General features: G+C 72.1%; 25 protein-coding genes and 1 pseudogene. 4 read left to right on the forward strand and 22 right to left on the reverse strand.

Annotated elements, in window-relative coordinates; genetic code table 11:
* From ABT106_RS18480 to ABT106_RS18490, 3 genes and pseudogenes are all read right to left on the reverse strand, one after another.
* Positions 1–677, reverse strand: a pseudogene (locus tag ABT106_RS18480) (hypothetical protein); the annotation flags it as partial.
* A 45-nt stretch (positions 678–722) separates the two neighbouring features.
* The gene (locus ABT106_RS18485) at positions 723–1,103 is read right to left on the reverse strand and encodes a PPOX class F420-dependent oxidoreductase (protein ID WP_351278333.1); all 381 of its coding nucleotides are present in this window, start codon (positions 1,101–1,103) and stop codon (positions 723–725) included.
* A gap of 151 nt (positions 1,104–1,254) precedes the next feature.
* A complete protein-coding gene (locus ABT106_RS18490; RefSeq protein WP_351278335.1) occupies positions 1,255–1,524 on the reverse strand; it encodes a helix-turn-helix domain-containing protein in 270 nt (89 codons plus the stop codon).
* Positions 1,525–1,588: 64 nt separating this feature from the next.
* Here ABT106_RS18490 and map point away from each other — a divergent pair, with 64 nt between their 5' ends.
* On the forward strand, positions 1,589–2,356 hold the full coding sequence (gene map, locus ABT106_RS18495) for a type I methionyl aminopeptidase (protein WP_351278337.1): 768 nt from the start codon (positions 1,589–1,591) through the stop codon (positions 2,354–2,356).
* A gap of 63 nt (positions 2,357–2,419) precedes the next feature.
* Here map and ggt read toward each other — a convergent pair whose 3' ends face one another.
* On the reverse strand, positions 2,420–4,225 hold the full coding sequence (gene ggt / locus ABT106_RS18500; RefSeq protein ID WP_351278339.1) for a gamma-glutamyltransferase: 1,806 nt from the start codon (positions 4,223–4,225) through the stop codon (positions 2,420–2,422).
* A 111-nt stretch (positions 4,226–4,336) separates the two neighbouring features.
* On the opposite strand from ggt, the gene ABT106_RS18505 reads away from it, so the two are divergent.
* A complete protein-coding gene (locus ABT106_RS18505; RefSeq protein ID WP_351278342.1) occupies positions 4,337–5,062 on the forward strand; it encodes a hypothetical protein in 726 nt (241 codons plus the stop codon).
* Here the strand turns inward: ABT106_RS18505 and ABT106_RS18510 are convergent.
* The 6 genes from ABT106_RS18510 to ABT106_RS18535 all read right to left on the reverse strand — a co-directional run bounded on the left by ABT106_RS18510 (position 5,022) and on the right by ABT106_RS18535 (position 11,904).
* Entirely contained in the window at positions 5,022–6,317 is a 1,296-nt protein-coding gene (locus ABT106_RS18510; RefSeq protein WP_351278345.1) for a cytochrome P450, read from the reverse strand. The two genes, ABT106_RS18505 and ABT106_RS18510, sit on opposite strands and share 41 nt — an antisense overlap.
* 82 nt (positions 6,318–6,399) lie before the next feature.
* On the reverse strand, positions 6,400–6,912 hold the full coding sequence (locus tag ABT106_RS18515; protein ID WP_351278347.1) for a hypothetical protein: 513 nt from the start codon (positions 6,910–6,912) through the stop codon (positions 6,400–6,402).
* The gene (locus ABT106_RS18520) at positions 6,909–8,357 is read right to left on the reverse strand and encodes an ATP-binding protein (protein WP_351278350.1); all 1,449 of its coding nucleotides are present in this window, start codon (positions 8,355–8,357) and stop codon (positions 6,909–6,911) included. Before ABT106_RS18520 ends, ABT106_RS18515 begins: the two co-directional genes overlap by 4 nt.
* Positions 8,354–9,052, reverse strand: coding sequence for a response regulator (locus tag ABT106_RS18525; RefSeq protein ID WP_351278352.1), 699 nt, complete (start codon positions 9,050–9,052; stop codon positions 8,354–8,356). The genes ABT106_RS18520 and ABT106_RS18525 overlap by 4 nt, the downstream gene beginning before the upstream one ends.
* 39 nt (positions 9,053–9,091) lie before the next feature.
* The gene (gene murJ, locus ABT106_RS18530; RefSeq protein WP_502979414.1) at positions 9,092–10,798 is read right to left on the reverse strand and encodes a murein biosynthesis integral membrane protein MurJ; all 1,707 of its coding nucleotides are present in this window, start codon (positions 10,796–10,798) and stop codon (positions 9,092–9,094) included.
* Positions 10,795–11,904, reverse strand: coding sequence for a lipid II:glycine glycyltransferase FemX (locus ABT106_RS18535; RefSeq protein ID WP_351278401.1), 1,110 nt, complete (start codon positions 11,902–11,904; stop codon positions 10,795–10,797). Before ABT106_RS18535 ends, murJ begins: the two co-directional genes overlap by 4 nt.
* Positions 11,905–12,186: 282 nt before the next feature.
* On the opposite strand from ABT106_RS18535, the gene ABT106_RS18540 reads away from it, so the two are divergent.
* The gene (locus ABT106_RS18540) at positions 12,187–13,437 is read left to right on the forward strand and encodes a L,D-transpeptidase (protein WP_502979416.1); all 1,251 of its coding nucleotides are present in this window, start codon (positions 12,187–12,189) and stop codon (positions 13,435–13,437) included.
* A 134-nt stretch (positions 13,438–13,571) separates the two neighbouring features.
* Entirely contained in the window at positions 13,572–15,185 is a 1,614-nt protein-coding gene (locus tag ABT106_RS18545) for a CocE/NonD family hydrolase (protein ID WP_351278355.1), read from the forward strand.
* Positions 15,186–15,224: 39 nt separating this feature from the next.
* On the opposite strand, the gene ABT106_RS18550 is transcribed toward ABT106_RS18545, so the two are convergent.
* From ABT106_RS18550 to ABT106_RS18605, 12 genes are all read right to left on the reverse strand, one after another.
* On the reverse strand, positions 15,225–16,106 hold the full coding sequence (locus tag ABT106_RS18550; RefSeq protein ID WP_351278358.1) for an amino acid ABC transporter permease: 882 nt from the start codon (positions 16,104–16,106) through the stop codon (positions 15,225–15,227).
* Complete coding sequence (locus tag ABT106_RS18555) at positions 16,103–16,747, reverse strand: amino acid ABC transporter permease (protein ID WP_267842869.1); 645 nt, start codon at positions 16,745–16,747, stop codon at positions 16,103–16,105. The genes ABT106_RS18550 and ABT106_RS18555 overlap by 4 nt, the downstream gene beginning before the upstream one ends.
* A gap of 17 nt (positions 16,748–16,764) precedes the next feature.
* Positions 16,765–17,670 (reverse strand): glutamate ABC transporter substrate-binding protein, encoded by a 906-nt coding sequence (locus tag ABT106_RS18560; RefSeq protein ID WP_351278359.1) that lies wholly within the window; start codon positions 17,668–17,670, stop codon positions 16,765–16,767.
* A gap of 11 nt (positions 17,671–17,681) precedes the next feature.
* The gene (locus tag ABT106_RS18565; RefSeq protein ID WP_351278362.1) at positions 17,682–18,425 is read right to left on the reverse strand and encodes an amino acid ABC transporter ATP-binding protein; all 744 of its coding nucleotides are present in this window, start codon (positions 18,423–18,425) and stop codon (positions 17,682–17,684) included.
* Between the two features lie 111 nt (positions 18,426–18,536).
* On the reverse strand, positions 18,537–18,977 hold the full coding sequence (locus ABT106_RS18570; RefSeq protein WP_351278364.1) for a DUF6278 family protein: 441 nt from the start codon (positions 18,975–18,977) through the stop codon (positions 18,537–18,539).
* Between the two features lie 78 nt (positions 18,978–19,055).
* Positions 19,056–19,841 (reverse strand): exodeoxyribonuclease III, encoded by a 786-nt coding sequence (locus tag ABT106_RS18575; protein ID WP_351278367.1) that lies wholly within the window; start codon positions 19,839–19,841, stop codon positions 19,056–19,058.
* A gap of 30 nt (positions 19,842–19,871) precedes the next feature.
* A complete protein-coding gene (locus tag ABT106_RS18580) occupies positions 19,872–20,504 on the reverse strand; it encodes an MBL fold metallo-hydrolase (RefSeq protein ID WP_351278369.1) in 633 nt (210 codons plus the stop codon).
* 21 nt (positions 20,505–20,525) lie between these two features.
* Positions 20,526–21,116, reverse strand: a complete 591-nt coding sequence (locus tag ABT106_RS18585; protein ID WP_351278372.1) for a hypothetical protein — start codon at positions 21,114–21,116, stop codon at positions 20,526–20,528.
* Positions 21,113–22,273 (reverse strand): ROK family glucokinase, encoded by a 1,161-nt coding sequence (locus ABT106_RS18590; RefSeq protein ID WP_351278374.1) that lies wholly within the window; start codon positions 22,271–22,273, stop codon positions 21,113–21,115. Before ABT106_RS18590 ends, ABT106_RS18585 begins: the two co-directional genes overlap by 4 nt.
* Before the next feature lie 16 nt (positions 22,274–22,289).
* The gene (locus ABT106_RS18595; protein ID WP_351278376.1) at positions 22,290–23,201 is read right to left on the reverse strand and encodes an ATP-binding cassette domain-containing protein; all 912 of its coding nucleotides are present in this window, start codon (positions 23,199–23,201) and stop codon (positions 22,290–22,292) included.
* The gene (locus ABT106_RS18600; protein ID WP_351278378.1) at positions 23,171–24,205 is read right to left on the reverse strand and encodes an ABC transporter permease; all 1,035 of its coding nucleotides are present in this window, start codon (positions 24,203–24,205) and stop codon (positions 23,171–23,173) included. Before ABT106_RS18600 ends, ABT106_RS18595 begins: the two co-directional genes overlap by 31 nt.
* Positions 24,202–25,212 (reverse strand): sugar ABC transporter substrate-binding protein, encoded by a 1,011-nt coding sequence (locus ABT106_RS18605; protein WP_502979415.1) that lies wholly within the window; start codon positions 25,210–25,212, stop codon positions 24,202–24,204. The genes ABT106_RS18600 and ABT106_RS18605 overlap by 4 nt, the downstream gene beginning before the upstream one ends.
* Positions 25,213–25,219 lie beyond the last annotated feature (7 nt).

The following is a 25,219-nucleotide window of genomic DNA, read 5'->3' on the forward strand; positions in this document are numbered from 1 at the left end:
GCTCCCCCGGACGTGCGCGCCCCGCGCAGCCAGCGGCCCTCGGCCCGCCCGACCGGCCGGGCCGCCGCACCCGGCGCCCCGGCGGCCGGCACCTGTGGCGCCGGGACACCGGCCGCCGCCGCATCCCGCTGCCTCGGCACCCCCGCCAGCGGTACGCCGTACGGCGCCGCGGCCTGCGGGGGCAGGGCCGCGAGGCGGTCCCGCAGGTCCTCGTACCGGGAGGCCGCGCGGGCCGCGTCGTCCCGGGTCCACGAGAGCTCCCGGCCCAGCGCGTCGGCCTCCGCCCGGTCGGCGGCGCCGCCGAGCCGGACGGTCAGGTCGTGCAACGCCCGCTCGGCGTCGGCCCGTTGGCCGGCCGCGGCGGCCAGCAGGGTCCGCAGTTCCTCGGCCCCGCCCGGCAGCCGGTCCCAGGCCGCGACGGCCGCCGCCCGCAGCCGGCCCGCGTATACGGTCTCGCGCGCCGCCGCCTCCGCGCCCCGGACTCCGGCCAGGTCCCGCAGCAGCGACTCCACCACGTCCCACGGCGGAATCGCGGCCCCGTCCACGCAGGCCCGCACGCCTTCCGGATCACGGCGCAGGAACTCCCCGTACCAGCCCGCCCCGGAATCCAGCCTCTGCGTCAATTCGCGTACGTACGCGGCGAGTTGCCCGATCACACGTGCAGTCGCGGTCTCCATGCCCGCATTGGATCCCACCCGTGTTACGGGCGGGCTACGGGAGTCTCAAAGCTTGACGGCGATCCCGGTGTGCGGCCGCTTCCCCCGGCGCCACAGGGTGGCGGGAACGTCCACGGCCCAGAACTGCCACGTGTACTTGCGCGACATCATCTTCCGCACCCGCCGCATCCCGGCGTCGTCCAGCAGCCGGGCCTCACCCTCCAGCACGGGAGCACCCTCGGTGATGCGCCCGCGCACGTCACAGGGCGCGACCTTGACCCGGCCGTCGTTGCGGATCCGCTTGACCTTCCAGGTGTCGGTGCGGGTCCACACGCACAGCTCACCGCCGTCGGCCACCGCCCACACCGGGGTGGCCACGGGGGTGCCGTCCTTGCGATAGGTCGTGAGGCTGATATAGCGGGCCCGGCCGAGCTCTTCGAGATTCATACCGCGACCTTAGGCGGCCGACCCCCGCCGGCACCCCGGGGGCGGCGAACTCGTCCGGCGGGTTCCGCGGGGGACGCCCGGACCGGCACCGCAGCGACCGGCGCCGCACCGCACCGACCGGCACCGGCACCGGCACCGGCACAGTTACGGGCTAGACGGCCACCGGTACGGGCGCCGGCACCAGGGCGCAGCGGCGCAGGACCTCGTCGAGGGAGAGGCCGAGGACGCCCGCTAGGGCGGCCACGGTGAAGAAGGCCGGGGTCGGGGCCCGGCCGGTCTCGATCTTGCGGAGGGTCTCGGCCGAGAGGCCGGCGCCCGCCGCGATCTCGACCATGCTGCGCGTACCGCGCGCTTCGCGCAGCAGCGTGCCGAGGCGCTCGCCGCGCTCGCGCTCTTCGGGGGTGAGAGGAGTTCGGACCATGCCCCCACCATACCCGCCACCCCAACAATTATCCCGTTACAGTTATACCGGTATAGTTATTGGCATGGTGGAACTGAAGACAGACAAGTCGATCGACGAGATGCGCGCCGCCGGCCGCGTCGTGGCCCACACCCTGGCGGCCGTACGGGAGGCCGCGCACGTCGGCACGACCCTCCGGGACCTGGACCGGGTGGCGCGCGGGGTGCTCCAGGAGGCCGGTGCGACCTCCCCCTTCCTCGGCTACCGGCCGGACTTCGCGCCCGTCCCCTTCCCGGCGGTGATCTGCGCCTCGGTCAACGACGCGATCGTGCACGGCATCCCCGGCGACTACCGGCTCCGCGACGGCGACCTGGTCAGCATCGACTGCGGGGCGAAGCTCGACGGATGGGTCGGGGACGCGGCGGTCAGCTTCACCGTGGGCCGGGCCCGCCCCGAGGACCTGCGGCTGATCGCGACCGCCGAGGCGGCCCTCGCGGCGGGCATCGCCGCCGCCGTGCCCGGCAACCGGATCGGCGACATCGCCCACGCCGTCGGCAGCGTCTGCCGCGCCGCCGGGTACGGCATCCCGGACGGCTTCGGCGGCCACGGCATCGGCCGCACCATGCACGAGGACCCGGGCGTCCCCAACGAGGGCCCGCCGGGGCGCGGCATGAAACTGCGCCCCGGCCTGGTGCTCGCCATCGAGCCGATGCTGACCGCCGGCGGGGTCGACGACTACACGTGCGACGGCGACGGCTGGACCCTGCGGACCGTCGACGGCAGCCGGGCCGCGCACGCGGAGCACACGGTCGCGATCACCAGCGACGGCCCGAGGATCCTCACCGCCCTCTGAGCCCCCGGCACGACGGGCCCGGCGGCGGCACGCCCGCCCGGGCCCGTCGTACCCCCGCCGGTGCTACGGCCTGCCGTGCGGGTGGACGACCATGGCCGAGCCCCCGCCCCGCCGGCTCGTCTCCGCCGCCGCCAGCCAGCGCCCGTCGGGCAGCCGCTGGACGCCGGTGGCCGCGCCGATCTCCGGGTTCTGCCGGAAGCCCTGGCCGATCGCCTCCAGCCGCGCGCGGACCGGGCTGTTCCACAGCCCGGGCTCCACCTCGGTGGTGGTCTGGTTGCGCTGGCTGGCGCGCGGCGCGGCGATCGCGTCCACCAGCGGCAGACCGCGGTCGAGGTGGGCGGTCAGCGTCTGCAGGACGGTGGTGATGATGGTGGCGCCGCCCGGTGAACCCAGCGCAAGCACCGGACGCCCGTCCTGAAGCACGATGGTCGGGGACATGGACGAGCGCGGCCGCTTGCCGGGGCCGGGCAGGTTCGGATCCGGGACCCCGGGGGCCGCCGGGGCGAAGGAGAAGTCGGTCAGCTCGTTGTTGAGCAGGAAGCCGCGGCCCGGGACGGTGATGGCGCTGCCGCCGGTGGACTCGATGGTCAGGGTGTAGGAGACCACGTTGCCCCAGCGGTCGGCGACCGTCAGGTGCGTGGTGTTCTCCCCCTCGTAGGTGGTCGGGGCGGCCTGTCCGGTACTGCCGCAGGCGACCGGATCGCGCGGGTCACCGGGGGCCAGCGGACTGGTCAGCGCGCGGTCCGGCCTGATCAGGCAGCCGCGCGCGTCGGCGAACCGCTGCGAGAGCAGCTCGCGGGTGGGCACGTCCACGGCGGCCGGGTCGCCGACCCAACGGCCGCGGTCGGCGAAGGAGATCCGCGACGCCTCGATGAAGCGGTGCAGGTACTGGCTCTCGGAGAGCTTCGAGAGGTCGGTGCGCTCCAGGATGTTCAGCGCCTCGCCGACGGTCGTCCCGCCGGAGGAGGACGGCGCCATGCTGTAGACGTCCAGGCCCCGGTAGCCCACCCGCGTCGGCGCCTGCCGCTTGGTCGCGTACGTCTTCAGGTCCTTGGCCGTCAGGTCGCCCGGGCGGACGACGCGGGTGGCGGCCGGGTCCACCGGGGGCTTGCGGACGGCCCGGACGATGTCCTCGGCGATCGGGCCGCGGTAGAGCGCGCCGGTGCCCTTGCGGGCCAGCTCGGCGTACGTGGCGGCCAGGTCGGGGTTCTTGAAGGTGGACCCGACCACCGGCAGGGCGCCGCCGGGCAGGAACAGCTTCGAGGTGGCCGGGAAGTCCTTGAACCGGTCCTGGTTCTGCTCGGTCTGGGCGCGGAAGGTGGAGTCCACGGTGAAGCCGTCGCGGGCCAGTTTCTCGGCGGGGCGCAGCAGTTGGCCGAGCGGGCGGCTGCCCCAGCTGTCGAGGGCGCTCTTCCAGGTGGCGGGGGTGCCGGGCACGCCGACCCCGAGGCCGCTGGTCTGGCCCTCCGGGAAGGGGATGGGGGCGCCGTTCTCCTGGAAGAGCGCCGCGGTGGCGCTCGCCGGGGCGGTCTCGCGGCCGTCGATGGTCTGGACCCGGCGGGACTTCGCGTCGTAGTGGACGAAGTAGCCGCCTCCGCCGATGCCCGCCGAGTACGGCTCGGTGACGCCGAGGGCGGCCGCGGTGGCGACCGCCGCGTCCACGGCGTTGCCGCCGGAGCGCAGGACGGCGATGCCGACGGCGGAGGCCTCCGCGTCGACGCTGGCCACCGCACCGCCGTAGCCGGCGGCGACCGGGACCTTGGCCGGGATGCCGCCGGGGCCGGCGGGGGGCGGGGCCGCGGCGCCCGTGGAGACCAGGGCTCCGGCGAGGGCGACGAGGGCTAACTGACGAGCGGCGGGGCGACGCATCCGTACCTCCAGTCGACGGCCTGTCAGGACGTGTCCAGGCCTGGGCTGCGCACTCTAACTTCACCGCACCCCCCGCGTCAGGAACACCTGCCTCGGGCTACCATCCGCCGCATGGACGACGACGTGCGCAACATCGTGCTCGGGGTGATGGCCAGCGCCGTCAGCGGCGGATTCGGCTGGTTCTCCCGGACCTACCTGTGGCGCCGCGCCCTGCGCCGCAAGCAGGCTTTCTTCGGGCTGCCCACCGGGTCGGACTGCCTGTTCGTGGTCAACCGGCAGATGGGCGGCACCGATTCGTCGCTGCACCGCAACGACGCGTTCGCCCTGCTGGAGATATCCACCCTGATCAAGGACTGCGGGGCGAACGTCCAGATCGTCACGCACGACGCCGCCCGCCAGGGGTTCGGCGAGCGGGCCGAGTTCTGTGTCGGTGGCCCGGTCTCCAACACCCGCACGACCGCGCATCTGGCGTCCATGCTCCCCGGGGTGCGCGTGGACACCAGCACCGAACAGGGCCCGGACCGGGGGGCCATCGTGGTCGGCGGGGAGTCCTACCGCTGGGAGAAGGGGGTGGCCGAGCACGTGCTGCTGGCGCGGCTGACGACCGGGCAGGGCTCCCGTCCGGTGTTCCTGCTGTCGGGGCAGACCGCGACGAGCAACCAGGCCGCGGCCCGGTACCTGGCCAAGCAGCACGAGCGGCTGGCCCGCACGTACGGCCGCTCGTCCTTCTGCGTGCTGCTGAAGGTCGTCAACTCCGACGCCTACGGGCCCGATGTGACCGAGCTGGTCGCCGACGTCACCGCCGTAGCCCGGACACCCGCAGCGGCAGCCGTGTGATCCCGTTGATGAAGTTGGACACCAACCGCCGGGGCTGAGCGGTGAGTTCGGGTGCGGGCATGGTGGCGCGCCACTCCTCGTGCAGGATCCGCAGCTGGAGCCGGGCGAAGTGGGCGCCGAGGCAGACGTGCGGGCCGTCCCCGAAGGAGACGTGCGGGTTGGGCGTGCGGCCGAGGTCCAGGCGGGCCGGATCGGTGAAGACCCGCTCGTCGTGGTTGGCCGAGGCGTGGAAGACCACCACCTTGTCCCCGGCCCGGACCGCCCGGCCGGCCAGTTCGGTGTCGGTGGTGGCGGTGCGGCGGAAGCTGAGCACCGGCGGGTGGACGCGCAGGAGTTCGTCCACGGCCCGGTCCACCGGGACCAGGCCGTCGGCGAGCCGCCGGTAGGCGTCGCGGTCGCGGGCCAGGGCCAGCAGGCCGCCGGGGGCAGCGCTGCGTACGGTGTCGTTGCCCGCGACGGTGAGCAGGAAGAAGAACATCTCCAGCTCGGCCGGGTCGAGTCCGGCCAGCGCCAGCGAGGTCATCACGTCGTCGCCGGGTCTGCGGCGCTTGTGGGCGGCCAGTCCGCGGGCGTACGCGAACATCTCGCCGAGCAGGGCCGGGGAGCGCGGGTTGAGCGGCTTGCCGTCCGGGCCGGTCAGGGGCGCGGGCGCGTCCTCGGGGTCCTGGTAGCCGATGACCCGTACGGTCCAGTCCAGCAGCAGGCCCCGGTCCGCGGCGGGGATGCCCAGCAGGTCGGTGAGGTTGAGCAGGGCGTACTCGTCGGTGACGGTGCGGACCAGGTCGGCGCTCCCGTCCCCGGCGCCGTCGCGGGCCGCGCGCAGCAGCGTACGGGCCCGCTCGCGGACCCGTACCGCGAAGGCGTCCACCCGGGCGGGGGTGAAGGCGCGGGAGACGAGCCGGCGCAGCCGGCCGTGGTCCCCCGCGTCCTTGCCCGGATCCTGGTTGAGCATGGTGCGGCGCAGGAACGGCAGGTCGGCGGGGTCGGGGTCGCGGATCTGGGTGGCGCCCAGCCAGGAGGAGTACGTCCGGTGGCCGCGCAGCACCCGCACGACGTCGGCGTGCCGGGTGACGGCCCAGAAGCCCGGGCCGGCGGCCCAGCCCGCGATCTCCGGCTCCGGCTGCCAGGCCACCGGGTGGTGGTCGCGCAGCAGCCGGTAGCGGTCGTGCGGGATGCCCTCGGCGTAGATCCGGGGGTCGAACACGCCGGGGACGCCGCCGGCCCCGGGGACACCGGGAACAACCTCGTGATCCATGGGGCCACCGTGGCGCCGGCGGCCGCAGCCCGCAAGGGGGCCCCGGCGGGTTCGGCCCGGTCGGGGCCGCCTCCCGGCGGCTTCAGCGGCCGATGTCGCACCTCTCGCCGAAGAGGGTGGTGCCCGGCCCCCTCACGGTCACGCGGACGTCGCGGGTCTCGCTCCCCGCGACGGACGTCACCGTGCAGACCAGTTGGCGCATGGCGAGCTCCGGGAGGTCCCCGACCGTGAACGGGACCTTGACCTCGATGGAGCGCGGGGAGGTGAACGAGACGCTGACCGATCCGGGCGCCTTCCCCTCCCATCCCGGCAGCCGGGTGCCGAGCCCGGCGGCCCGTTCCTGCGGACCGGGCCCGGAGAGCAGTCTCAGCACGGTGCCGACGGGGGACGGCAGCGAGGAGTCGACCTGCGGTGAGGGGACGAGCTTGTCGTCGGGCGTGACGAAGTAGACGACGCCCGCGCGGTCGGGCGCGTTGACCACCACGTTGGCGGCCGCGCCGCTCTCGACCACCCCGGTGGGCTTGATGCCGCAGCCCGCCAGCAGGAACGGCGGCCCGAGGAGGGCGGCGACGGCGGCGTTCCGGAGCCGGGTCACGCGTCGGCCTCCAGGGGCATGTCGAGGGTGAGCACGGCTCCCCCGCCGGGTCCGTTCGCGGCGTACAGGGTGCCGCCGTGCAGGCGGGCGTTCTCCAGGGTGATCGCGAGGCCGAGGCCGCTGCCCGCGGAGCGGGTGCGGGCGGCGTCGGCCTTGAAGAACCGGTCGAAGATGTGCGGCAGCACCTCGGGGGCGATGCCGGGCCCGCTGTCGGCGACCTCGATCAGCAGCCGCTCGCCGTCGGGACCGGGGAGGGCGGCGACGGTCACGGTGACGGGGGCTCCGCCGTGCTGGAGGGCGTTGCCGACGAGGTTGGCGAGCACCACGTCGAAGCGGCGCGGGTCGAGCCGCGCGCGCACGCCGCTCGGCAGTTCGGCGGTGACCCTCCCGTCGTCCCAGTGGCGGCGTTCGAGGGTCTTGGTGACGGCGACGGCGATGTCCACGTCGTCGAGGTTCAGTTCGGCGGCGCGGGCGTCGAAGCGGGAGATCTCCATCAGGTCTTCGACGAGGACGGCGAGCTTGCCGGTCTCCGCGCTGATCAGCCGCAGGGCCTTGGCGGTGTCGGGGTCGAGGCGCTCGGCGTCCTCGTCGAGGACCTCGGTGACGGCGAGCATTCCGGCGAGCGGGGTGCGCAGCTCGTGCGAGACGTCGGAGGCGAAGCGGCGCGCCCGGACCTCGGCGTCCTGGAGCTCGCTCACGGACTGCTCCAGGGCGCGGGCGGTCTCGTTGAACGTGCGGGCCAGCCCGGCCAGCTCGTCGGAGCCCCTGACCTCGATCCGGGTGTCGAGGCGGCCCCGGCCGAGCCGTTCGGCGGCCCGGCGCATGTGGCGTACCGGACGCAGTACGCCGCGCGCGGCGAGCAGCGCGGGGACGACGGCGATGGCGAGGCCGGGGACGGCGCCCTGTTTCGCGGCGTCGACCATGGCGTCGACCGTCTCCCGCTCGGTGGTCAGCGGCATCACGGCGTACACGACGAGGCCGGTCGGTTCGCGCTTGCCCTGGTGGGTGAACACGGCCGGCATGGCGACGGTGAGGTACGGGGCCCCGCTCGCGTCCTCCACGCGCTGGAAGGCCCCGTGGGGGTTGGCGGAGACCACCTGCCGGCGCAGCTCGTCGGTCACCACGGAGGAGGTCGGCGGGTTGATGTTCGAGGAGGCGCGCAGGTCCGCGTACTCGCCGAAGACCGCCCACGGGTGGGGTTTGCCGCGCTTGGCGAACTCGGACACCAGGGCCTGCAGGGTCTCCTGGTCCATGGGGATGCGCAGGTTCTTGGAGTCGAGCTGGTCGCGCAGGGTGCTGACGGCCATGTCCTGGCTCTGCGCGAGGATCGCGTTGCGCGCCTTCTGGTAGGTGAGGGCGGCCGTGCTCACCGCGCTGATCGCGGCGACCAGCAGGAAGGCGGCGATCAGCCGCGTGCGCAGGCCGAACGGGGCGATCCGTCTCACCGTCGCACGCCCTGGACCGGGCCGAAGCGGTAGCCGAAGCCCCGCACGGTCTGTATGTAGCGGGGCGCCGCGTCCGGGTCCTCGATCTTGTGGCGCAGGCGGCGGACGCAGGCGTCCACGAGGCGGGCGTCGGCGTGGTAGCTGTGCTCCCACACGTACTCCAGCAGCTGCTGGCGGGAGAAGACCTGCTCGGGCGAGGCCGACAGGTGCAGCAGGAGCTTGATCTCGCTGGGGGCGAGGGCGATCCGGTCACCGGATCTGGCAACGGTGAGCCCGGCACGGTCGATGGTCAGTTCGCCGTGGTGCTCGACCTCGGGGCGGACCCCGGACGGATCGGCCAGCCGGCGCAGCACGGCCCTGATGCGGGCCTCGATGACCTCGGTGCGGGCGGGTTTGACGATGTAGTCGTCGGCTCCGGCCTCCAGGCCGATGACGATGTCGAAGTCGTCGCCGCGCGCGGTGAGCATGATGATCGGCACCTCGCTGGTCTCGCGGATGCGGTGGCAGACCTGTACGCCGTTCATCCCGGGCAGCATCAGGTCGAGCAGGACCAGCTCGGGCCGGAAGCCGCCCAGGAGGGCGAGGCCCGCCTCCCCGGTCTCGGCGGTGCTCACCTCGTGGCCGCGGCGGCGCAGGCCCAGGCCGACGCCCTCCCGGATGGACGGGTCGTCCTCGATCAGCAGTACGCGTGGCATCCGCTCAGTATCCCCAGGTGGTTCATGGCTTTCCTCCCGCTAACGGCCGGTCTTGCGCCGCAGGGAGTCCAGCAGGTCGGTGATCTCCGTCAGGCGCAGCGGCCGGGCGAGAAGGACGACGACGAGGGCCAGTACGGCGGTTCCCGCCCCGGCCGCGGCGAAGTCGCCGAACCGGGCGCAGGCGCGGGCGGCCGCGTGCGCGGCGGCGGCCGCCGGGAGGCAGGCGGCCAGCAGCCGCAGGTGGGTCCGTACGGCGCTCGCCCGCCGCGCGGTACGGGTTCCGGTGCGCGGGCCGAGGCGGCGGGCGAGGGTGCGCGCGGTGACGGCGGCCCCCGCCGCGAAGGCCACGGAGGAGGCGGCGGCCATGCCGGTGACGGCCCAGCGCGGGGGCAGCAGGACGTAGGCGGAGGCCGACAGCGCGGCGTTCAGCCCGGCGATGACCAGGTTCAGGAAGAACGGGGTCCGGGTGTCGGAGAGGGCGTAGAACCCGCGGGACAGGACGTACTGCGCGGAGAAGGCGACCAGGCCGGGCGCGAAGGCGACGAGGATGCCCGCCATGACCGCGATGTCGGCGGCGCCGGTGCGGCCGTACTCGAAGACCGCGCCGATGACCCAGGGCGCGAGGGCGGCGAAGAGGGCGGCGGCGGGCACGACGAGGGCGGCGCTGGAACGCAGGGCGTACGAGACGTCCCTGCGGACGGCCCCGAGGTCGCCGTCGGCGGCGGCGGAACTCATCCGGGGCATCAGGGCGGTGACGAGGGAGACGGTGATGATGCCCTGCGGGACGATCCACAGCTGGTAGGCGTTGCTGTAGGCGGTGTAGCCGGCGCCCCCGGCGAGGCCCGCCTCCACGGCACGCGCTCCCGAGGTGGTGGAGAGGCGGGTGACGACCCAGTAGGCGATCTGGTTGGTGAGGACGAGCATGACCAGCCAGCCCGCGTTGCGCAGCGGCCGGCCGAGGCCGCTGCCGCGCCAGTCGAAGCGGGGGCGCCAGCGGAAGCGGGCGGCGCGCAGCGACGGGACCAGGGCGAGGGCCTGGATCACGATGCCGGCGGTGGTGCCGAGGCCGAGCAACCGGGTCTCGGCGGCGGTGAGTCCGTCCGCGGCGCCGTGGGAGACGTACAGGAAGAGTCCGAAGACGCCGATGATGACGACGTTGTTGAGGACCGGGGTCCACATCATCGCGCCGAACCGGCCGCGGGCGTTCAGTACCTGGCCGAGCAGGGTGAAGAGCCCGTAGAAGAGGATCTGCGGCAGGCAGTACCGGGCGAGGGCCACCGTCGTGCTCGCCTGGGCGCCGTCGTAGCCGGTGTACGCCTCGACGATCTGCGGGGCGGCGAGGACGGCGGCCGCGGTGAGCAGCACGAGGGCCGCGGTGCAGGCGGTCAGCAGCCGGTCGGTGTAGGCGGCTCCGCCGTCGCGGTCCTCCTTGGCGGCGCGGACCAGCTCGGGGACGAAGACGGCGTTCAGGGCGCCGCCGACGAGCAGCATGTAGATGATGTTCGGAACGGTGTTGGCGACGGCGTACCCGTCGCCGAGCAGGCCGGTGCCCAGGGCGGCGACGACGACCGCCGAGCGGACGAACCCGGTGGCGCGGGAGACGACCGACCCGGCCGCCATGAGCGCGCCGCTGCGCAGCACCGAGGCTTTGGCGGGCGCGGACGCGGGCGCCGGCTCACATACGGGCGCCCGCGGGGGTACGGCCGCGGCCGGGGTGCCCGGATCCGCGGTGGTGCCGTTCCTCACCGGCGGGCCAGGTACGCCTGGAAGGCTTTGTAGAGCGCCGCGTTGGCGTATCCGTCCATCGGGGTCTCCCACTCGCCGAGCGTCTCGACTACCTTTCCGCCGGTGCCGAGCTTCCAGCGCAGCAGCCCGAAAGAACGTTCGCCGGGGTCAAGGGTGGAGGGTACCCCGCGCATGTCGTACTCGTCCGCTCCGAGGTCGTGGGCGTCGCACAGCATGCGCCACTGCAGGGCGTTGCTGGGGCGGACCTCGCGGCGGTGGTCGGCGGAGGCGCCGGTCTGGTACCAGACCCGGCCGCCGGCCACGATCATCGTGTGGGCGGCGAGGACCTCGCCCTGGTGGACGGCCAGGTAGAGCCGCATCCGGCCGGGCTCCTCCGCGTTGAGGGCCGCGTACTGCCGCTCGTAGTAGGCCGGTGAGCGGCCGAGGCGGAATCCGTCGCGCTCCTCGGTGATCCGCAGCAGCCGGCAGAACTCGGGCAGGTCGGCCGCGGCGGCGACGACGGTCCGCACGCCCGCCTTCTGTGCCTTGCGCACGTTGCGCCGCCATTCCTGGTTCAGCCCCGCCCACAGGTCGTCGCGGGAACGGCCCGCGAGCGGTACCCGGAAGACGTGGCGGGGCTGGGCGTCGCCGTCGTCCTCGCCGCCGCAGCGCTTCCAGCCGCGGGTGCGCAGCCGGTCGGCGAGCGCCGCGCCGACCGGGTCGACCTCGGTGGCGAGGACGTCGGAGATCTGCCGGCCGGGCCCGGCGCCGGACTTGACCGCGGCCGCGTCCCAGCTCCGGTAGGCGGGTGTGGGGCCGATGCGGACGGCGAAGGCCCCGGCCGCCTTCAGGTGGCGCAGGAGCGGGGTCAGCCAGCGGTCCAGGCGCGGGTCCGACCAGTCGGCGACGGGCCCCTCGGGGAGGTAGGCGAAGTATTTGCGGGTGCCGGGGAATTGGCGGTAGAGAACGAGTCCGGCCCCCTCGGTCTCACCGTTCGGATAGTGCCATCCGACCCTTTCCGAACGCCATTGGTCCTTGACCCGGGCCCACGACGGGTACTGGAGGAAACTCGCCTGCGGGTTCCGGGAGAGGAACGCCCGGTACGCGCCGGGGGAGAGCGTGCGCACCTCGGGCTCCCCGTCCCGGCCGCGCGACGCCTCCGGGCCCTGCCCCTGTGGGTGGTGCTGCTGGGCTGTGTTCACGAGCAGTGCGCACACGGCAGTTGTCCTTCCTGTACGTCCGGGCGTGGAGGGACAGGACTCTCACAGCGGCCGGTGACCGCTCCGCGCGGCGATCGTGACCGGACGATGACCGTTTCGCTGCGGTACACGTCACAACCGAAATGGAGCGATTTTCCAGATAATGCGCAACCTAGAGTCCTCGTGTTCGCTCTCTCCTTGCGAACGATGATGACTTCGGAGGGGATTTCGTTGAGCCGCACCAGCCGCACCAGCCGTACCGCCCTGTCCCGCCGCCGGATCCGCAACGCCGCCGCCGCGGGCACCGCGCTGCTGGCCGCGACCCTGACCGCCTGCGGAGGCGGCGGCGACGCGGCCGCCGGAGGCGGCACGGCGGAGCTGAAGCCCAAGCCGGACATGGCCGTGTCGGTGAACCTCACGGGCGATCAGGTCAAGGCCGGCGAGCCGGTCACGGTGACGCTCGCCGAGGGCAAGCTGGCCCTGGTGAAGGTCACCGACGGCAAGAACGGGGAGCTGCCGGGGAAGATATCCGACGACGGCCGCACCTGGACCTCCGAGCGCAACGCCTCGCCCGGCACGGACTACAAGGTGGAGGCGCAGAACACCGAGAGCCAGAGCGCGGGAACCCAGTTCAAGACCTCCCCCGCCGACAAGGTGAACAAGGTCTCGATCAACCTGCCCAAGGGGAGCACGGTCGGCGTCGCCATGCCGGTCTCGCTCGTCTTCGACAACCCGGTCACGAACAAGGCCGAGGTCGAGAAGCAGCTGAAGGTCACCTCATCGGACAGCACCGAGGGGTCCTGGGGCTGGTTCAAGGACTACTCCGGCAGGGACCGGGTGGACTGGCGGCCGAAGGAGTACTGGAAGTCCGGCACCGGCGTGAAGGTCGACATGAACCTGAACGGCGTGGACTCCGGCAAGGGCGGCGGGCTCTTCGCCCGCGATTACACCACCGAGTTCACGATAGGCAAGGACCGCCGGATGGAGGTCAGCCTCGACACCCGGAAGATGAAGGTGACCGAGGACGGCCAGGTGGTCGAGACGATCCCGGTCTCGGCCGGAACTCCCGGCGGGCAGAAGGCTTCCTGGTCCGGAAAGATGGTCCTCATGTCGAAGGAGGGCACCATCCGGATGGACTCCCAGACGGTGGGCCTGGGCGACTCCTACGACAAGATGGTCGACTTCTCGATGCGGCTGACCTGGTCCGGCATGTACGCTCACGCCGCCCCGTGGAACTCCGGCAACTTCGGCCGCGCCAACACCAGTTCCGGCTGCGTGGGCATGAGCGACGCGCACGCCAAGGACTTCTACGCGAGGGTCCAGGTCGGCGACCCCTTCGAGGTGGTCGGCAGCGGCTCCAAGGGCAACGCGGAGATCGGCAACGGCTACGGCGAGTGGAACCTGTCCTGGGACGACTGGAAGGCCAAGAGCGCGCTGGCCGGCGGCGCCCAGAACGGCTGACCTCCCGGCACCCCCCGTCACTGACTCTCGTTCAATTGTTACCACCACGTAACTTACCGACGGGTTACCTCCGGTAATCCCTCCCCGTTACCGTCGGGTCACTTTCACCCCCCGGCGTACGCGAGGAGCGATTGATGGAACGCACCACCACCGCCGCGGCGGTGGCAGCCCTGCTGGCGGCAGCCGCCCTGGGCCTGGCCCCCCACCAGGCCCAGGCGGCCCCCGCACCTGCCACCGCCGTCACCTCGAACGTCCCGAACGTCCCGAACGCCTCGGACGCCTCGTCGGAACTGCGGTTCCACGACATCCCCGGCTCCGGCGGCATCACCCTCAAGGGCAACGTCTTCACCCCGGCCGGCGCCGTGCCGGGCCGGACGTACCCGCTGATCGTGCTGCCCACCAGCTGGGGCCTGCCGCAGATCGAATACATCGCCCAGGCCAAGAAGCTCGCCGACTCCGGCTACGTCGTGCTCAGCTACACCTCCCGCGGCTTCTGGCTCTCCGGCGGCGAGATCGAGGTGGCCGGACCGCCGGACGTCGCCGACGTGTCCGCCGTGATCGACTGGGCCCTCGCCCACACCCCCGCCGACGCGGACCGCGTCGGCCTCGGCGGGGTCTCGTACGGCGCGGGCATCAGCCTGCTGGCCTCCGCGCACGACCCCCGGATCAAGGCCGTGGTCGCGCTGAGCGGCTGGGCCGACCTCGTGGCCTCCATCTACTCCGGCCGCACCCAGCACCTCCAGGCCGCCGGGCTGCTCGGCGTCGCCGGCGACATCACCGGCCGGCCCGGTCCCGAACTCCGTTCGATCCTCAGCGACTTCCTCGGCTCCCGGCTCGACCGCGAGCAGCAGATGATCGACTGGGGCAAGAAGCGCTCGGCGGCCTTCGAGGTCGACCGGATCAACGCCAACGGCCCCGCGGTCATGATGGGCAACGCCTGGGGCGACACCATCTTCCCGCCCAACCAGTACGCCGACTTCTTCGAGAAGCTGACCGGCCCCAAGCGCCTGGAGTTCCGCCCCGGCGACCACGCCACCGCCGAACTCACCGGTCTGCTCGGCCTGCCCAACGACACCTGGACCAGCGCCCACCGCTGGTTCGACCGCTACCTCAAGGGCGAGCGCAACGGCGTCGACACCGAGCCCCCCGTCCAGCTCAAGTCCCGGAGCACCGGCGGCTACGAGGGCTACCCGGACTGGAAGTCGGTCGGCGCGGCGGGCACCGAGCGCATCGCGCTCTCCGACAGCGAGCACGTCTTCGCGAACGTCGACTCCGGGGCCAACGGCGGGATCGTCCTGCTCTCCAACCTCCTCGACCAGTTCCTCAAGACCCCGCCGGTCGCCTCCATCCCCCTGCTGCCCCGTTCCTTCGCCGCCGTCTGGCAGTCGCCGCGCTACGACCGGGAGCGCCGCGTCCGCGGCGACGTCCGCCTCCACACCACCGTCACGCCCACCAAGGGGGACGGCACCTTCGTCGCGTACCTCTACGACGTCGGCCCGCTCGGCATCGGCAAGCTCGTCAGCAATGCCCCGTACACCTTCCACGGCAGGACCCCGGGCCAGTCCTTCGGCGTGGATCTGGAGCTCTTCTCCACCGCCTACGACGTGCCCGCCGGGCACCGGCTGGCGCTCGTCGTCGACACCGTCGACCCGCTGTACATCGAGCACAACCCCACCGGCGCGCAGCTGACCTTCTCCTCGCCGCGCACCGATCCCTCGTACGTCTCGGTGCCGCTGCGCGAGCAGTGATCCACGGCTGCTGCCGGGCGGGGTGGTGGCTCTTCGGGGCTACACCGTTCCCGGCAGCATCGCCGCGGGATCGGCCGGGGCCTCGCCGGCCCCCTGGGTCTGGGGGTTGCGGCGCTGGCGGCGCGCCACCCAGGTGGCGAACCAGGACAGCAGCATGCACATGCCGATGTAGATCGGCGAGATGATCATCACGACGGGGATGAAGGGCAGGTCGTAGTCGAGATTGGACGCGATCAGCTTGCCCGCGTGCAGGAACTCCTCATAGGTGATCAGGTAGCCGAGGGAGGTGTCCTTCAGGGCCACGACCAGCTGGCTGATGATGGTGGGCAGCATGGCCCGGACCGCCTGCGGGGCGAGGACGTAGGACATCACCTGGGTCTTGCGCATGCCCAGCGCGTACGCGGCCTCGCGCTGCCCCCGCTCCACCGCGTTGACGCCCGTACGGAACACCTCGGCGAGCACCGAGCCGTTGTAGAGCGTCAGCCCGGCCACCAGGGCGGGCAGCGGCTGGACCTTCAGCGCGACGAAGATGAAGAAGATCATCACCAGCACCGGCATGGCCCGGAAGAACTCCACGCACAGGGTGGCCAGCCAGCGCACCGGCCGGTGCACCGAGAGCCGGCCGGTGGCGAGCACCGCCCCGAGCAGCAGGGAGAGCACCGACGCGTAGGCGAACGCCTTGAGCGTGTTCCCCAGGCCCCTGAGCAGCAGCTCCTGGATCCCCTGGTACGTGAAGGGGGTCCACTTGGCGGCGGTGAACTGGTCGGTGTCGAAGAGCAGGTAGAGCAGCCAGCCGACGAGGAGCAGGATCAGCACCGTGGAGCCGATGCCGTAGTACAGGTGGCGGCGGCGGGCCCGGGGGCCCGGGATGTCGTAGAGGGCGGTGGACTCCAGGTCGCCGTGGAGCGCGTGCGCGGTCATCGGGCCACTCCGTAGCGCTTCTCCAGCACGTGGAAGAGCGCGCTGATGGACAGGGTGATGATCAGGTATCCCACGGCGATCCAGACGAAGGTCCAGATGATGCTGTAGCCCAGCTCGTTGAGGGTCTTGTACGTGCCCAGCAGCTCGGTGACGCTGAAGGCGCCGGCGATGGCGGAGTTCTTGGCGAGCGCGATCAGGGTGGAGCCGATGGGCGGGATGACGGAGCGGAAAGCCTGCGGGAGGACGACCGTGCCCAGGGTCTGGCCGAAGGACATGCCGAGGCTGCGGGCCGCCTCGCCCTGCCCCTTGGGCACGGTGTTGATGCCCGAGCGCAGCACCTCGCAGATGAACGCGGAGGTGTAGCAGCCCAGGGCGAGGACGGCGAACACCTGGAAGGGCAGGACCAGGCCGAAGCGCGGCAGCCCGAGCAGGACGGCGAAGAACAGCAGGGTGAGCGGGGTGTTGCGCAGGATGGTGACCCAGACCGTGCCGAAGGCCCGGAACGAGCCGACGGGCGCGACCCGGAAGGAGGCCATGAGGAAGCCGAGGACCAGGGCGAGCAGGGAGGCGTAGACGGTCAGTTCGACCGTGCCGAGGAATCCCTCGCCGTAGAGCGCGAAGTTGTCGGTGAGTACGTTCATGGCGGTGGCCCTCTCGCTCAGCTCGCCGGGTAGCGGTCGATGGCGGGAGGCGTCGGAGCGGGCTCGCCGGACAGGCCGAGCGTGGCCTCGTATGCCTTCTTCCAGTCGCCGTTCTTCTCCTGCGCCTCCAGGGCGTCGTCGAGGGCGAAGCGCAGCGCGTTGTCGCCGCGCGGGACGCCGATGCCGTAGGGCTCCTGGGAGAACGGCTTGCCGACCACCTTGAGCTCGTCGGGGACCTTGGCCGCGTAGCCCAGGAGGATGGAGTCGTCGGTGGAGACGGCGTCGACCTGGTAGGTCAGCAGGTTGTCCACGCAGACGGAGTAGGTGTCGTAGGCGACGAGCACCGCCTCGGGGTACTCCTTCTGGAGCCGCTGGTAGGGGGTGGAGCCGGCGGCCGAGCAGACCTTCTTGCCCGCGAGGTCCTCGGGGCCGTTGATGTCCTTCTCGTCCTTGCGGACCAGCAGGGACTGGCCGGCCATGTAGTAGGGGCCGGCGAAGCCGACCTGCTTCTTGCGGTTGTCGTTGATGGTGTAGGTGCCGACGTAGTAGTCGATCTGGCCGTTCTGCAGGGCCGTCTCGCGGTTGGCGGAGGCGATCGTCTTGAACTCGATCGTCTTGGGGTCGAAGCCGAGGGACGCCGACATCATCTTGGCGATCTCGATGTCGAAGCCGGAGTACAGACCGCTCGCGGGGTCCTTCTCCCCCATGTACGGCTGGTCCTCCTTGGCGCCGACGACGAGGTGTCCGCGCTTCCTGGCCCGCTCCCAGGTGCGGGAGTCGGGCAGCCGGAAACCGGTGTCGACGGTGTAGACGGGCAGGTCCTCGGGCTGCGGTCCCTTGACCGGGGGGCTGCCGGAACGGCCGCAGCCCGTGGCGCAGGCGAGGACGAGCAGGGCGACGAGGAGGGCTCGGGTACGGATCATCACGCCGCCCCTCAGTGCTTCAGGATCTTGGAGAGGAAGTCCTTGGCCCGGTCGCTCTCGGGAGCGGTGAAGAACTCCTCCGGGGTCCGGTCCTCGACGATCCTGCCGTCGGCCATGAACACGACGCGGTTGGCGGCGGAGCGGGCGAAGCCCATCTCGTGGGTGACCACGACCATGGTCATGCCCTCGCTCGCCAGCTGCTGCATGACCTCCAGCACCTCGTTGATCATCTCCGGGTCGAGCGCGGAGGTGGGTTCGTCGAAGAGCAGGGCCTTGGGGCTCATGGCGAGGGCGCGGGCCATGGCGACGCGCTGCTGCTGGCCGCCGGACAGCTGGGCGGGGTACTTGGGGGCCTGGTCGGCGAGGCCGACCCGCTCCAGGAGCTCCCGGGAGCGCTTGTCCGCCTCGTCGCGCTTGCGTCCGCGCACCTTCATCTGGGCGAGGGAGACGTTGGCGAGGACGGTCTTGTGCGCGAAGAGGTTGAAGGACTGGAAGACCATCCCGACCTCGGCGCGCAGCTGCGCCAGTTCCTTGCCCTCCGCCGGCAGCGGCTTGCCGTCGAGGGTGATCGTTCCCGACTCGATCGTCTCCAGCCGGTTGATCGCCCGGCACAGGGTCGATTTCCCGGAGCCGGAGGGGCCGATGACCACCACCACCTCCCCGCGGCCGACGGTGAGGTTGATGTCTTGGAGTACGTGCAACGCTCCGAAGTGCTTGTTCACGTCCCGCAGCTCGATCAACGGATCGACGGCCATGCGCTGCCCTGCCCACTTGTCGGTGTCGAGGTCAGCGCAAACTATCCAGCCCGGGAAGGGCACTTCTCCTCGACACGCCTAAAGGGGGCATAAAGCTACATCTGCGTGTGATCAGCCCTCGGAGGCTTCCGCGTAGGCCTGGCTGAGTTCGGGGGAACCGGTCATCGCCCAGGACACCCCCGACTCGATCACGTTCAGTTCCCGTCCGGAGGCCAGCCGGATCACCGGCTGGCCGTTCGGCCACACCTGCCAGGCGGCGCCCGGGATCGTGCGGACGATCACCGTGCCGAGGTAGAAGCCCGCGTCGTTGCCGAGCCACGGCACCGCCTCGGGGTCCCGGCGCCAGCGCGGCATCAGCTGATCGAGCGCCTCCAACGAGGCGGTGCTCTCGTCGAGTTCGAGCCCGGCCGACCTCGCCTGGACGCGCAGCATCTCGCACTCCGAGAACAACTCGGCGATGCCGTCGGGATCATCGGCGAGGGCGGCGGCGAGCCCCGCACCCCGTTCCGTTTCGTGTCGGTTCAGCCAGTTGTCCAGGAAAGGGATGTTCATATCACCCAGACTCGCACCAGGATCCTCCGCTGGCCACAGGGCGCGCCTGGGCCGTACTCTTCGCGCCCCGGGCGCGCCCTACCGGTCCAGGTCCAGGTCCACGACGACCGGCGCGTGGTCGGACGCCCCCTTGCCCTTGCGCTCCTCGCGGTCCACGTAGGCGTCGGTCACGGCCTTGGTGAAGGCCGCGTTCCCGTACACCAGGTCGATGCGCATGCCCCGGTTCTTCGGGAAGGCGAGCATCCGGTAGTCCCAGAAGGTGTACGGGCGGTCGTACTTGAGCGCGCGGGGGAACACGTCGCGGAGCCCGGCGTCGCGCAGCGCCTCAAGGGCGGCGCGCTCGGCGGGGGTGACGTGCGTGGCGCCCTCGAAGACGGCCGGGTCGTAGACGTCCTCGTCGGTCGGGGCCACGTTGAAGTCGCCGAGCACCGCGAAGGGGCGGGCGCCGGCCGCGTCGTCCGCGACGGCCGCGGCCAGGGAGCGGAACCAGCCGAGCTTGTAGCCGTAGTGGTCGTGCGCGACCTCGCGGCCGTTGGGCACGTACACCGACCAGACGCGGACCCCGCCGCAGGTGGCGGAGATCGCGCGGGGCTCCTGGACGCCCTCGTAGTCGGGCCCGCCGGGCAGCCCGAGGACCACGTCCTCCAGGCCGACCCGGGAGAGCAGGGCCACGCCGTTCCACCGGCCGGTGGCGTTGACGGCCGACTCGTAGCCCAGCTCGCGCAGCTCGGCGTGCGGGAACTGCTCCGCGGAGCACTTGGTCTCCTGGACGCACAGGACGTCGGTGCCCGAGCTCTCCAGCCAGGCGAGCAGGCGCGGCAGCCTGGCGGTGATGGAGTTGACGTTGAACGTGGCGATACGCATGCCCGCCAACCTATCGCCTGGCACCGACAGTCACAGGTGCGTGCTGTCCCCGGCGGTGAGTCGGCCGTGGTCGGCGCCGCCCAGGGCTGCCAGGGCGCCGTCGTAGACGGGCCGGGCGAGGTCGGAGAGATACGCGTCGTGGATGTCGACGGCCCGGCGGGGCTTGACCTCGCGGACGTAGTCGATCACCTCGGCGATCTTGTTCCACGGGGCGTGCACCGGCAGCATCAGGGTGTCGACGGGCGTCCCGGGCACGGTCAGGGCGTCGCCGGGGTGGAAGAGCGAACCGTCCACGAGGAAGCCGACGTTCGTGATCCGCGGGATGTCCGGGTGGATCACGGCGTGCAGCTCGCCGTGCACCTGGACGTCGAATCCGGCCGCGGTGAAGGCGTCCCCGTGGCCCACCGTGTGCACCCGGCCGGGATAGGCCGGAGCCAGCCTCTCGGCGACGCTGCGCAGGGTCCACAGCTGCGCCGCCGGGTTCGCGTCGAGGACGGCCCGCAGCCGGCCCTCCTCGAAGTGGTCGGGGTGCTCGTGCGTGACCAGCAGGGCGTCGGCGCCCCGGCCGGCGTCCGGTTCGCTGAAGGCGCCGGGGTCGATGACGAGCCTGCGCCCGTCCTTCTCCAGCTCGACGCAGGAGTGCAGCCGCTTGGTGAGCTTCATGGGGCAAGGCTAGCGCCGGGGTCAGGGGGTCGTGGAGGAGACCACGTAGACCTTGGCGATGCGGGGGTCGGTGACGTCGACGGTGATGTCCCGGGTGGGGCGGGGGTCGTCCTGTTCGAGGGTGGTGCCGAGCCAGTCCTCGTGGGTCTTCCAGTTCCAGCCCGCGATCTCGGTGTCGTGCGCCGAGATCGCGACCCCGGGGGTCAGCTCCCCGCGGCTGCTGCCGACCGAGGTCAGGAACGTGTCCAGGTCGGCGGGTGAGACCGCGAACTGGGTGTACAGCCGGCTGGTGCGCCAGTTGTTCGTCTCCAGGAAGCCGACCCGCCACGCCCTGTCCGGGATCGGCACCTCGTAGATGCTGCGCTGCACCTTGGACGGCCAGCCGGGGCGGACCTTCGTCGCACCCACCTTGGCGGCCTTGTCGCGGCCGCTCTGGCGGCTCTGCTGGGCCGAGACGGCCAGGTAGCCCGCGGGGACGCCGACCAGCAGCAGGATGATGATCGCGGTGACCCAGCGGCGGCGCACGACGTGTCCGCGGCCCTCCGCGGGCGGCGGTACGGAGTCCCCGTCGGGTGCGGAAGCCTGGTGGGGCAGGGTGGGCGGCGGTGTCACTGCTGGTCCTGGTCCTCGGGGCCGGCGGCGTCGCGCCGGCCGAGCTGTGCGTAGCGCTCGTACCGCTCGACGCGGCGGCGCGTGGCGCGGCGGAAGCGCCGGGCGACGAGCCGGGACAGGTCGGCGGCGCCGACCATGCCGGCCTCGGGGCCGAGCTGGGCTTTGGCGATGCGGGCCTCGGGCCGGTAGCCGCGCCCGGTCAGGTGACGGCGGAAGGCGTCCCGGGCCGGGCCGATCAGCAGGTCGTCGGCGGCGCTGACGCCGCCGCCGATGACGAAGCAGGAGGGGTCGAGGGCGGCGGCGAGGTTGGCGATGCCGACGCCGAGCCACTGGCCGATGTCCTGGAGCAGTTCGACGCACATGGCGTCGCCCTCGCGGGCCAGCTCGGTGATGAGCGGTCCGGTGATCTCCGCGACGTTGCCGCCGACCCGGGCGATGATGTTGTGCGCGACCGGGGAGTCGGCGGCGGCGAGCTCGCGGGCCTCGCGGACCAGGGCGTTGCCGGAGCTGTACTGCTCCCAGCAGCCCCGGTTGCCGCAGGGGCAGCGGTGGCCGCCGGGGACCACCTGCATGTGGCCGAACTCGCCGGCGACCCCGTACCGGCCGCGCTTGACCTGGCCACCCTCCAGGATGGCCCCGCCGATGCCGGTGCCGAGCGTGATCATGACGAGGTGGTCCTCGCCGCGGCCGGCGCCGAAGCGCCATTCGGCCCAGGCGGCGGTGTTGGCATCGTTGTCCACCATGACGGGGACCGCGAGCCGGGACTGCAGCGCGTCGCGCAGCGGCTCGTCGCGCCAGGCCAGGTGGGGTGCGAACAGGACGCGGGAGCGGTCGGCGTCGACCCAGCCGGCCGCGCCGATGCCCACGGCGTGCACGTCGTGGCGGTCGGAGAGGTCCAGGACCAGTTCGACGATGGTGTCCTCGACGACCTTGGCGCTTTTGGACTTGTCGGGGGTCTCCGCGCGGATCTTCTCCAGGATGATGCCGTCGGCGTCGACGACGCCGGCCATCACCTTGGTGCCGCCGATGTCGATGCCGACGGTCGGTACGCGCGGGGCGGTCAGGTGCGACCGGCGCTCACGGGTCCCGATGGTCCGCAGGACGGTGCCCCGCGCCGAGCCCCGGTGGGCGAGCGTGAAGTCCCGGTACGTGCTCATCGAGTCGTGCCGTCCCTCATGGTGCGGTGGTGCCGGGCGGGGTGCCCGGGCCTGGTGGCGTGCTGGGTGGCGTACTGTCCGAGCCTGATTCTGCCACCCGCTCCAGCTCGTGGCTCAGTTCGTCGAGCTCGGAGCCGCCCGCCATCTGCCGGGTCAGCTCGTCCAGGGTGATCGAGTCACGGGTGTGGCTGCCCGCCATGGTGCCGCGCTTGAGGAGCACGAAACGGTCCCCGACCAGGTACGCGTGGTGCGGGTTGTGGGTGATCAGGACCACGCCGAGGCCCGCGTCGCGGGCGGCGGCGACGTACTTCAGGACGACGCCGGACTGCTTGACGCCGAGCGCGGCGGTGGGCTCGTCCAGTACGAGGACCTTGGCGCCGAAGTGGACGGCGCGGGCGATGGCCACGCACTGGCGCTCGCCGCCCGACAGGGTGCCGATGGGCTGGTCCACGTCGCGCAGGTCGATGCCCATGCGCAGCAGCTCGGTGCGGGTGGTCCGGCGCATCAGCCCGACGTCGAGGCGGCGCAGCGGGCCGCGGCCGCGGGTGGGCTCGGAACCGAGGAAGAAGTTCCGCCAGACGGGCATCAGCGGGACGACGGCCAGGTCCTGGTAGACGGTGGCGATGCCGTGGTCGAGGGCGGCGCGCGGGTTGGCCAGGACGGTCTCCTCGCCCTCGATCTCGAAGGAGCCGGCGTCGTGCCGGTGCAGCCCCGAGATGATCTTGATGAGGGTGGACTTGCCGGCGCCGTTGTCGCCGAGCACGCAGGTGATCTCGCCCGCGGAGACCTCCAGGGAGACGCCCTGGAGGGCGCGGATGTTGCCGTAGTACTTGCTGACGTCGGTCAGCTTCACCAGCGCCGGCGCGGGGCCGGTCGTCGTCCCGGTGTCGGTCACGGTCACTTCGCCTCCGCCCGCTTGCGGACCCATGCGTTGAGCAGCGTCGCGAGCAGCAGCATCGCGCCGAGGAAGAACTTGAACCAGTCCGGGTTCCACTGGGCGTAGACGATGCCGTTGCTGGTCATGCCGAAGATGAAGGCGCCGACGGCCGAGCCGATGGCGGAGCCGTAGCCGCCGGTCATCAGGCAGCCGCCGATGACCGCCGCGATGATGTACAGGAACTCGTTGCCGACGCCCTCGCCCGACTGGACGACGTCGAACGAGAAGAGGATGTGCTGCCCGGAGATCCAGGCGCACAGCGCGACGCCCATGTAGAGGCCGATGCGCGTCTTGACCACGGGTACGCCGGTCGCGCGGGCCGCGTCGGCCCCGCCGCCCACGGCGAAGATCCAGTTCCCGGCGCGGGTGCGCAGCAGGATCCAGGTGGCCACCGCGACCAGGGCGAACCACCACAGGATGGTGACCTTCAGGGTGACCGGGCCGATGGTCCACTGCGAGGCGAAGAGCGCGCGGGCGGAGTCGAAGCCCTGCATGTCGGCGATGGACTTGGTGGAGACGGAGCCGCTGATCAGCTTGGTGAAGCCGAGGTTCAGGCCGGTCAGCATCAGGAAGGTGCCGAGCGTGATGATGAAGCTCGGCAGTTTGGTGCGGGTCAGCATGAAGCCGTTGAAGAAGCCGACGGCGAGGGTGACGGCCAGGGACAGCAGGACGCCGACCCAGACATTGGCCGTCATCTGGTAGCTGAACATCGAGCTGAACAGCGCCGAGGTGGTGACCATGACGCCGGCGGACAGGTCGAACTCCCCGCCGATCATCAGCATCGCCACCGGGACGGCCATGATCCCGATCGTGGACGCCGAGTACAGGACCGTGCTGAGGCTGGAGGCCCGCAGGAAGCTGTCCGCGGCGAAGGAGAAGAACACGAAGACGGCGACGGCGCCGACCACCGCGCCCAGCTCCGGGCGGCCGAGCAGCCTGCGGGCCAGGGAGCTGGGGGCGAGGCGTTCGTCCGCGGGGGGTGCGGCGGCGCTCATCGGCTGCCCCGCTTGATGTACTCCTCCAGCGCGGACGCCTCGGCGCCGGTGACGATCTGCGGTCCGGTGAGCACCGGCCGGCCGCCGCCGAGCACGTTGGCGTTGTAGCGGTAGAGCCAGAGCAGGTCGATCGCCTCGTAGCCCTGGAGGTAGGGCTGCTGGTCGACGGCGAAGCCGAGCGCCCCGGACTTCAGGTCGCGGGCGACCGGTGCGTTGAGGTCGAAGGTGTCCACCTCGGCCTTGCTGCCCGCCGCGTCCTTCGCCTTGACGGCGGTGGGGGCGAAGGGGGCGCCGAGGGTGACGATCGCGTCGACGGACGGGTCGGCCTGGAGCTTGGCCTGGAGGGCCGCCTGCACGGAGGGCATGTTGGTGCCTTCGACGTACAGGTTCTCCATCGTCCCGCCGAAGGTCTTCTTCGCTCCGGCGCAGCGCTGCTCGTGGCCCACGTTGCCCTGCTCGTGCAGGACGCAGACAGCCTTCTTGCGGCCGCGCTTGGTCAGCTCGGTGCCGACCGCCTCACCGGCGATCTCCTCGTCCTGGCCGATGTGGGTGAGCGCCCCGTACGCGGCGGACTGGGCGGAGCCGGAGTTCACGGTGATCACCGGGATGCCCGCCTTGACGGCCTTGGCGATGACGTCCTTGAGGGCCTCGGGCTTGGCGAGGCTCACGACGATCCCGTCGACCTTCTGGTCGATCGCGTTCTGCACGAACTGTGCCTGCTGCTGGGCCTGGTCGTCGTGGGCATAGACGAAGTTGATGTTGTCCTTCGCCGCGGCCTCCTTGGCACCCTTCTGGACGATGTCCCAGAAGGTGTCGCCGTCGCCCGCGTGGGTGACCATCGCGAAGGTCCAGCGCGGGGTGGAGACCGCGGGCCGGCCCGCCTCGGCGGCCCTGGCCCGCTCCTCGGCGCGCTTGCCGCCCGTACTGCTGCATCCCGCGAGGGAGGCTCCCAGTACCGCCGCGAGCACGGCGCCCACGACGCGCACCCCTGTCCGAACCCTAGCCACGTCGCCG

Source organism: Streptomyces sp. NPDC002044 (genome assembly GCF_040296725.1).
GTDB lineage: Bacteria > Actinomycetota > Actinomycetes > Streptomycetales > Streptomycetaceae > Streptomyces > Streptomyces antarcticus.

What these genes read in the sequence shown, in the direction of transcription:
- ABT106_RS18485 (WP_351278333.1), bottom strand. Translation starts at nt 1,103, where the DNA reads ATGAATCTCGAAGAGCTCGGCCGGGCCCGCTATATCAGCCTCACGACC.
- ABT106_RS18490 (WP_351278335.1), bottom strand. Translation starts at nt 1,524, where the DNA reads ATGGTCCGAACTCCTCTCACCCCCGAAGAGCGCGAGCGCGGCGAGCGC.
- map (WP_351278337.1), top strand. Translation starts at nt 1,589, where the DNA reads ATGGTGGAACTGAAGACAGACAAGTCGATCGACGAGATGCGCGCCGCC.
- ggt (WP_351278339.1), bottom strand. Translation starts at nt 4,225, where the DNA reads ATGCGTCGCCCCGCCGCTCGTCAGTTAGCCCTCGTCGCCCTCGCCGGA.
- ABT106_RS18505 (WP_351278342.1), top strand. Translation starts at nt 4,337, where the DNA reads ATGGACGACGACGTGCGCAACATCGTGCTCGGGGTGATGGCCAGCGCC.
- ABT106_RS18510 (WP_351278345.1), bottom strand. Translation starts at nt 6,317, where the DNA reads ATGGATCACGAGGTTGTTCCCGGTGTCCCCGGGGCCGGCGGCGTCCCC.
- ABT106_RS18525 (WP_351278352.1), bottom strand. Translation starts at nt 9,052, where the DNA reads ATGCCACGCGTACTGCTGATCGAGGACGACCCGTCCATCCGGGAGGGC.
- ABT106_RS18540 (WP_502979416.1), top strand. Translation starts at nt 12,187, where the DNA reads ATGACTTCGGAGGGGATTTCGTTGAGCCGCACCAGCCGCACCAGCCGT.
- ABT106_RS18545 (WP_351278355.1), top strand. Translation starts at nt 13,572, where the DNA reads ATGGAACGCACCACCACCGCCGCGGCGGTGGCAGCCCTGCTGGCGGCA.
- ABT106_RS18550 (WP_351278358.1), bottom strand. Translation starts at nt 16,106, where the DNA reads ATGACCGCGCACGCGCTCCACGGCGACCTGGAGTCCACCGCCCTCTAC.
- ABT106_RS18555 (WP_267842869.1), bottom strand. Translation starts at nt 16,747, where the DNA reads ATGAACGTACTCACCGACAACTTCGCGCTCTACGGCGAGGGATTCCTC.
- ABT106_RS18560 (WP_351278359.1), bottom strand. Translation starts at nt 17,670, where the DNA reads ATGATCCGTACCCGAGCCCTCCTCGTCGCCCTGCTCGTCCTCGCCTGC.
- ABT106_RS18565 (WP_351278362.1), bottom strand. Translation starts at nt 18,425, where the DNA reads ATGGCCGTCGATCCGTTGATCGAGCTGCGGGACGTGAACAAGCACTTC.
- ABT106_RS18570 (WP_351278364.1), bottom strand. Translation starts at nt 18,977, where the DNA reads ATGAACATCCCTTTCCTGGACAACTGGCTGAACCGACACGAAACGGAA.
- ABT106_RS18575 (WP_351278367.1), bottom strand. Translation starts at nt 19,841, where the DNA reads ATGCGTATCGCCACGTTCAACGTCAACTCCATCACCGCCAGGCTGCCG.
- ABT106_RS18580 (WP_351278369.1), bottom strand. Translation starts at nt 20,504, where the DNA reads ATGAAGCTCACCAAGCGGCTGCACTCCTGCGTCGAGCTGGAGAAGGAC.
- ABT106_RS18590 (WP_351278374.1), bottom strand. Translation starts at nt 22,273, where the DNA reads ATGAGCACGTACCGGGACTTCACGCTCGCCCACCGGGGCTCGGCGCGG.
- ABT106_RS18595 (WP_351278376.1), bottom strand. Translation starts at nt 23,201, where the DNA reads ATGGGTCCGCAAGCGGGCGGAGGCGAAGTGACCGTGACCGACACCGGG.
- ABT106_RS18600 (WP_351278378.1), bottom strand. Translation starts at nt 24,205, where the DNA reads ATGAGCGCCGCCGCACCCCCCGCGGACGAACGCCTCGCCCCCAGCTCC.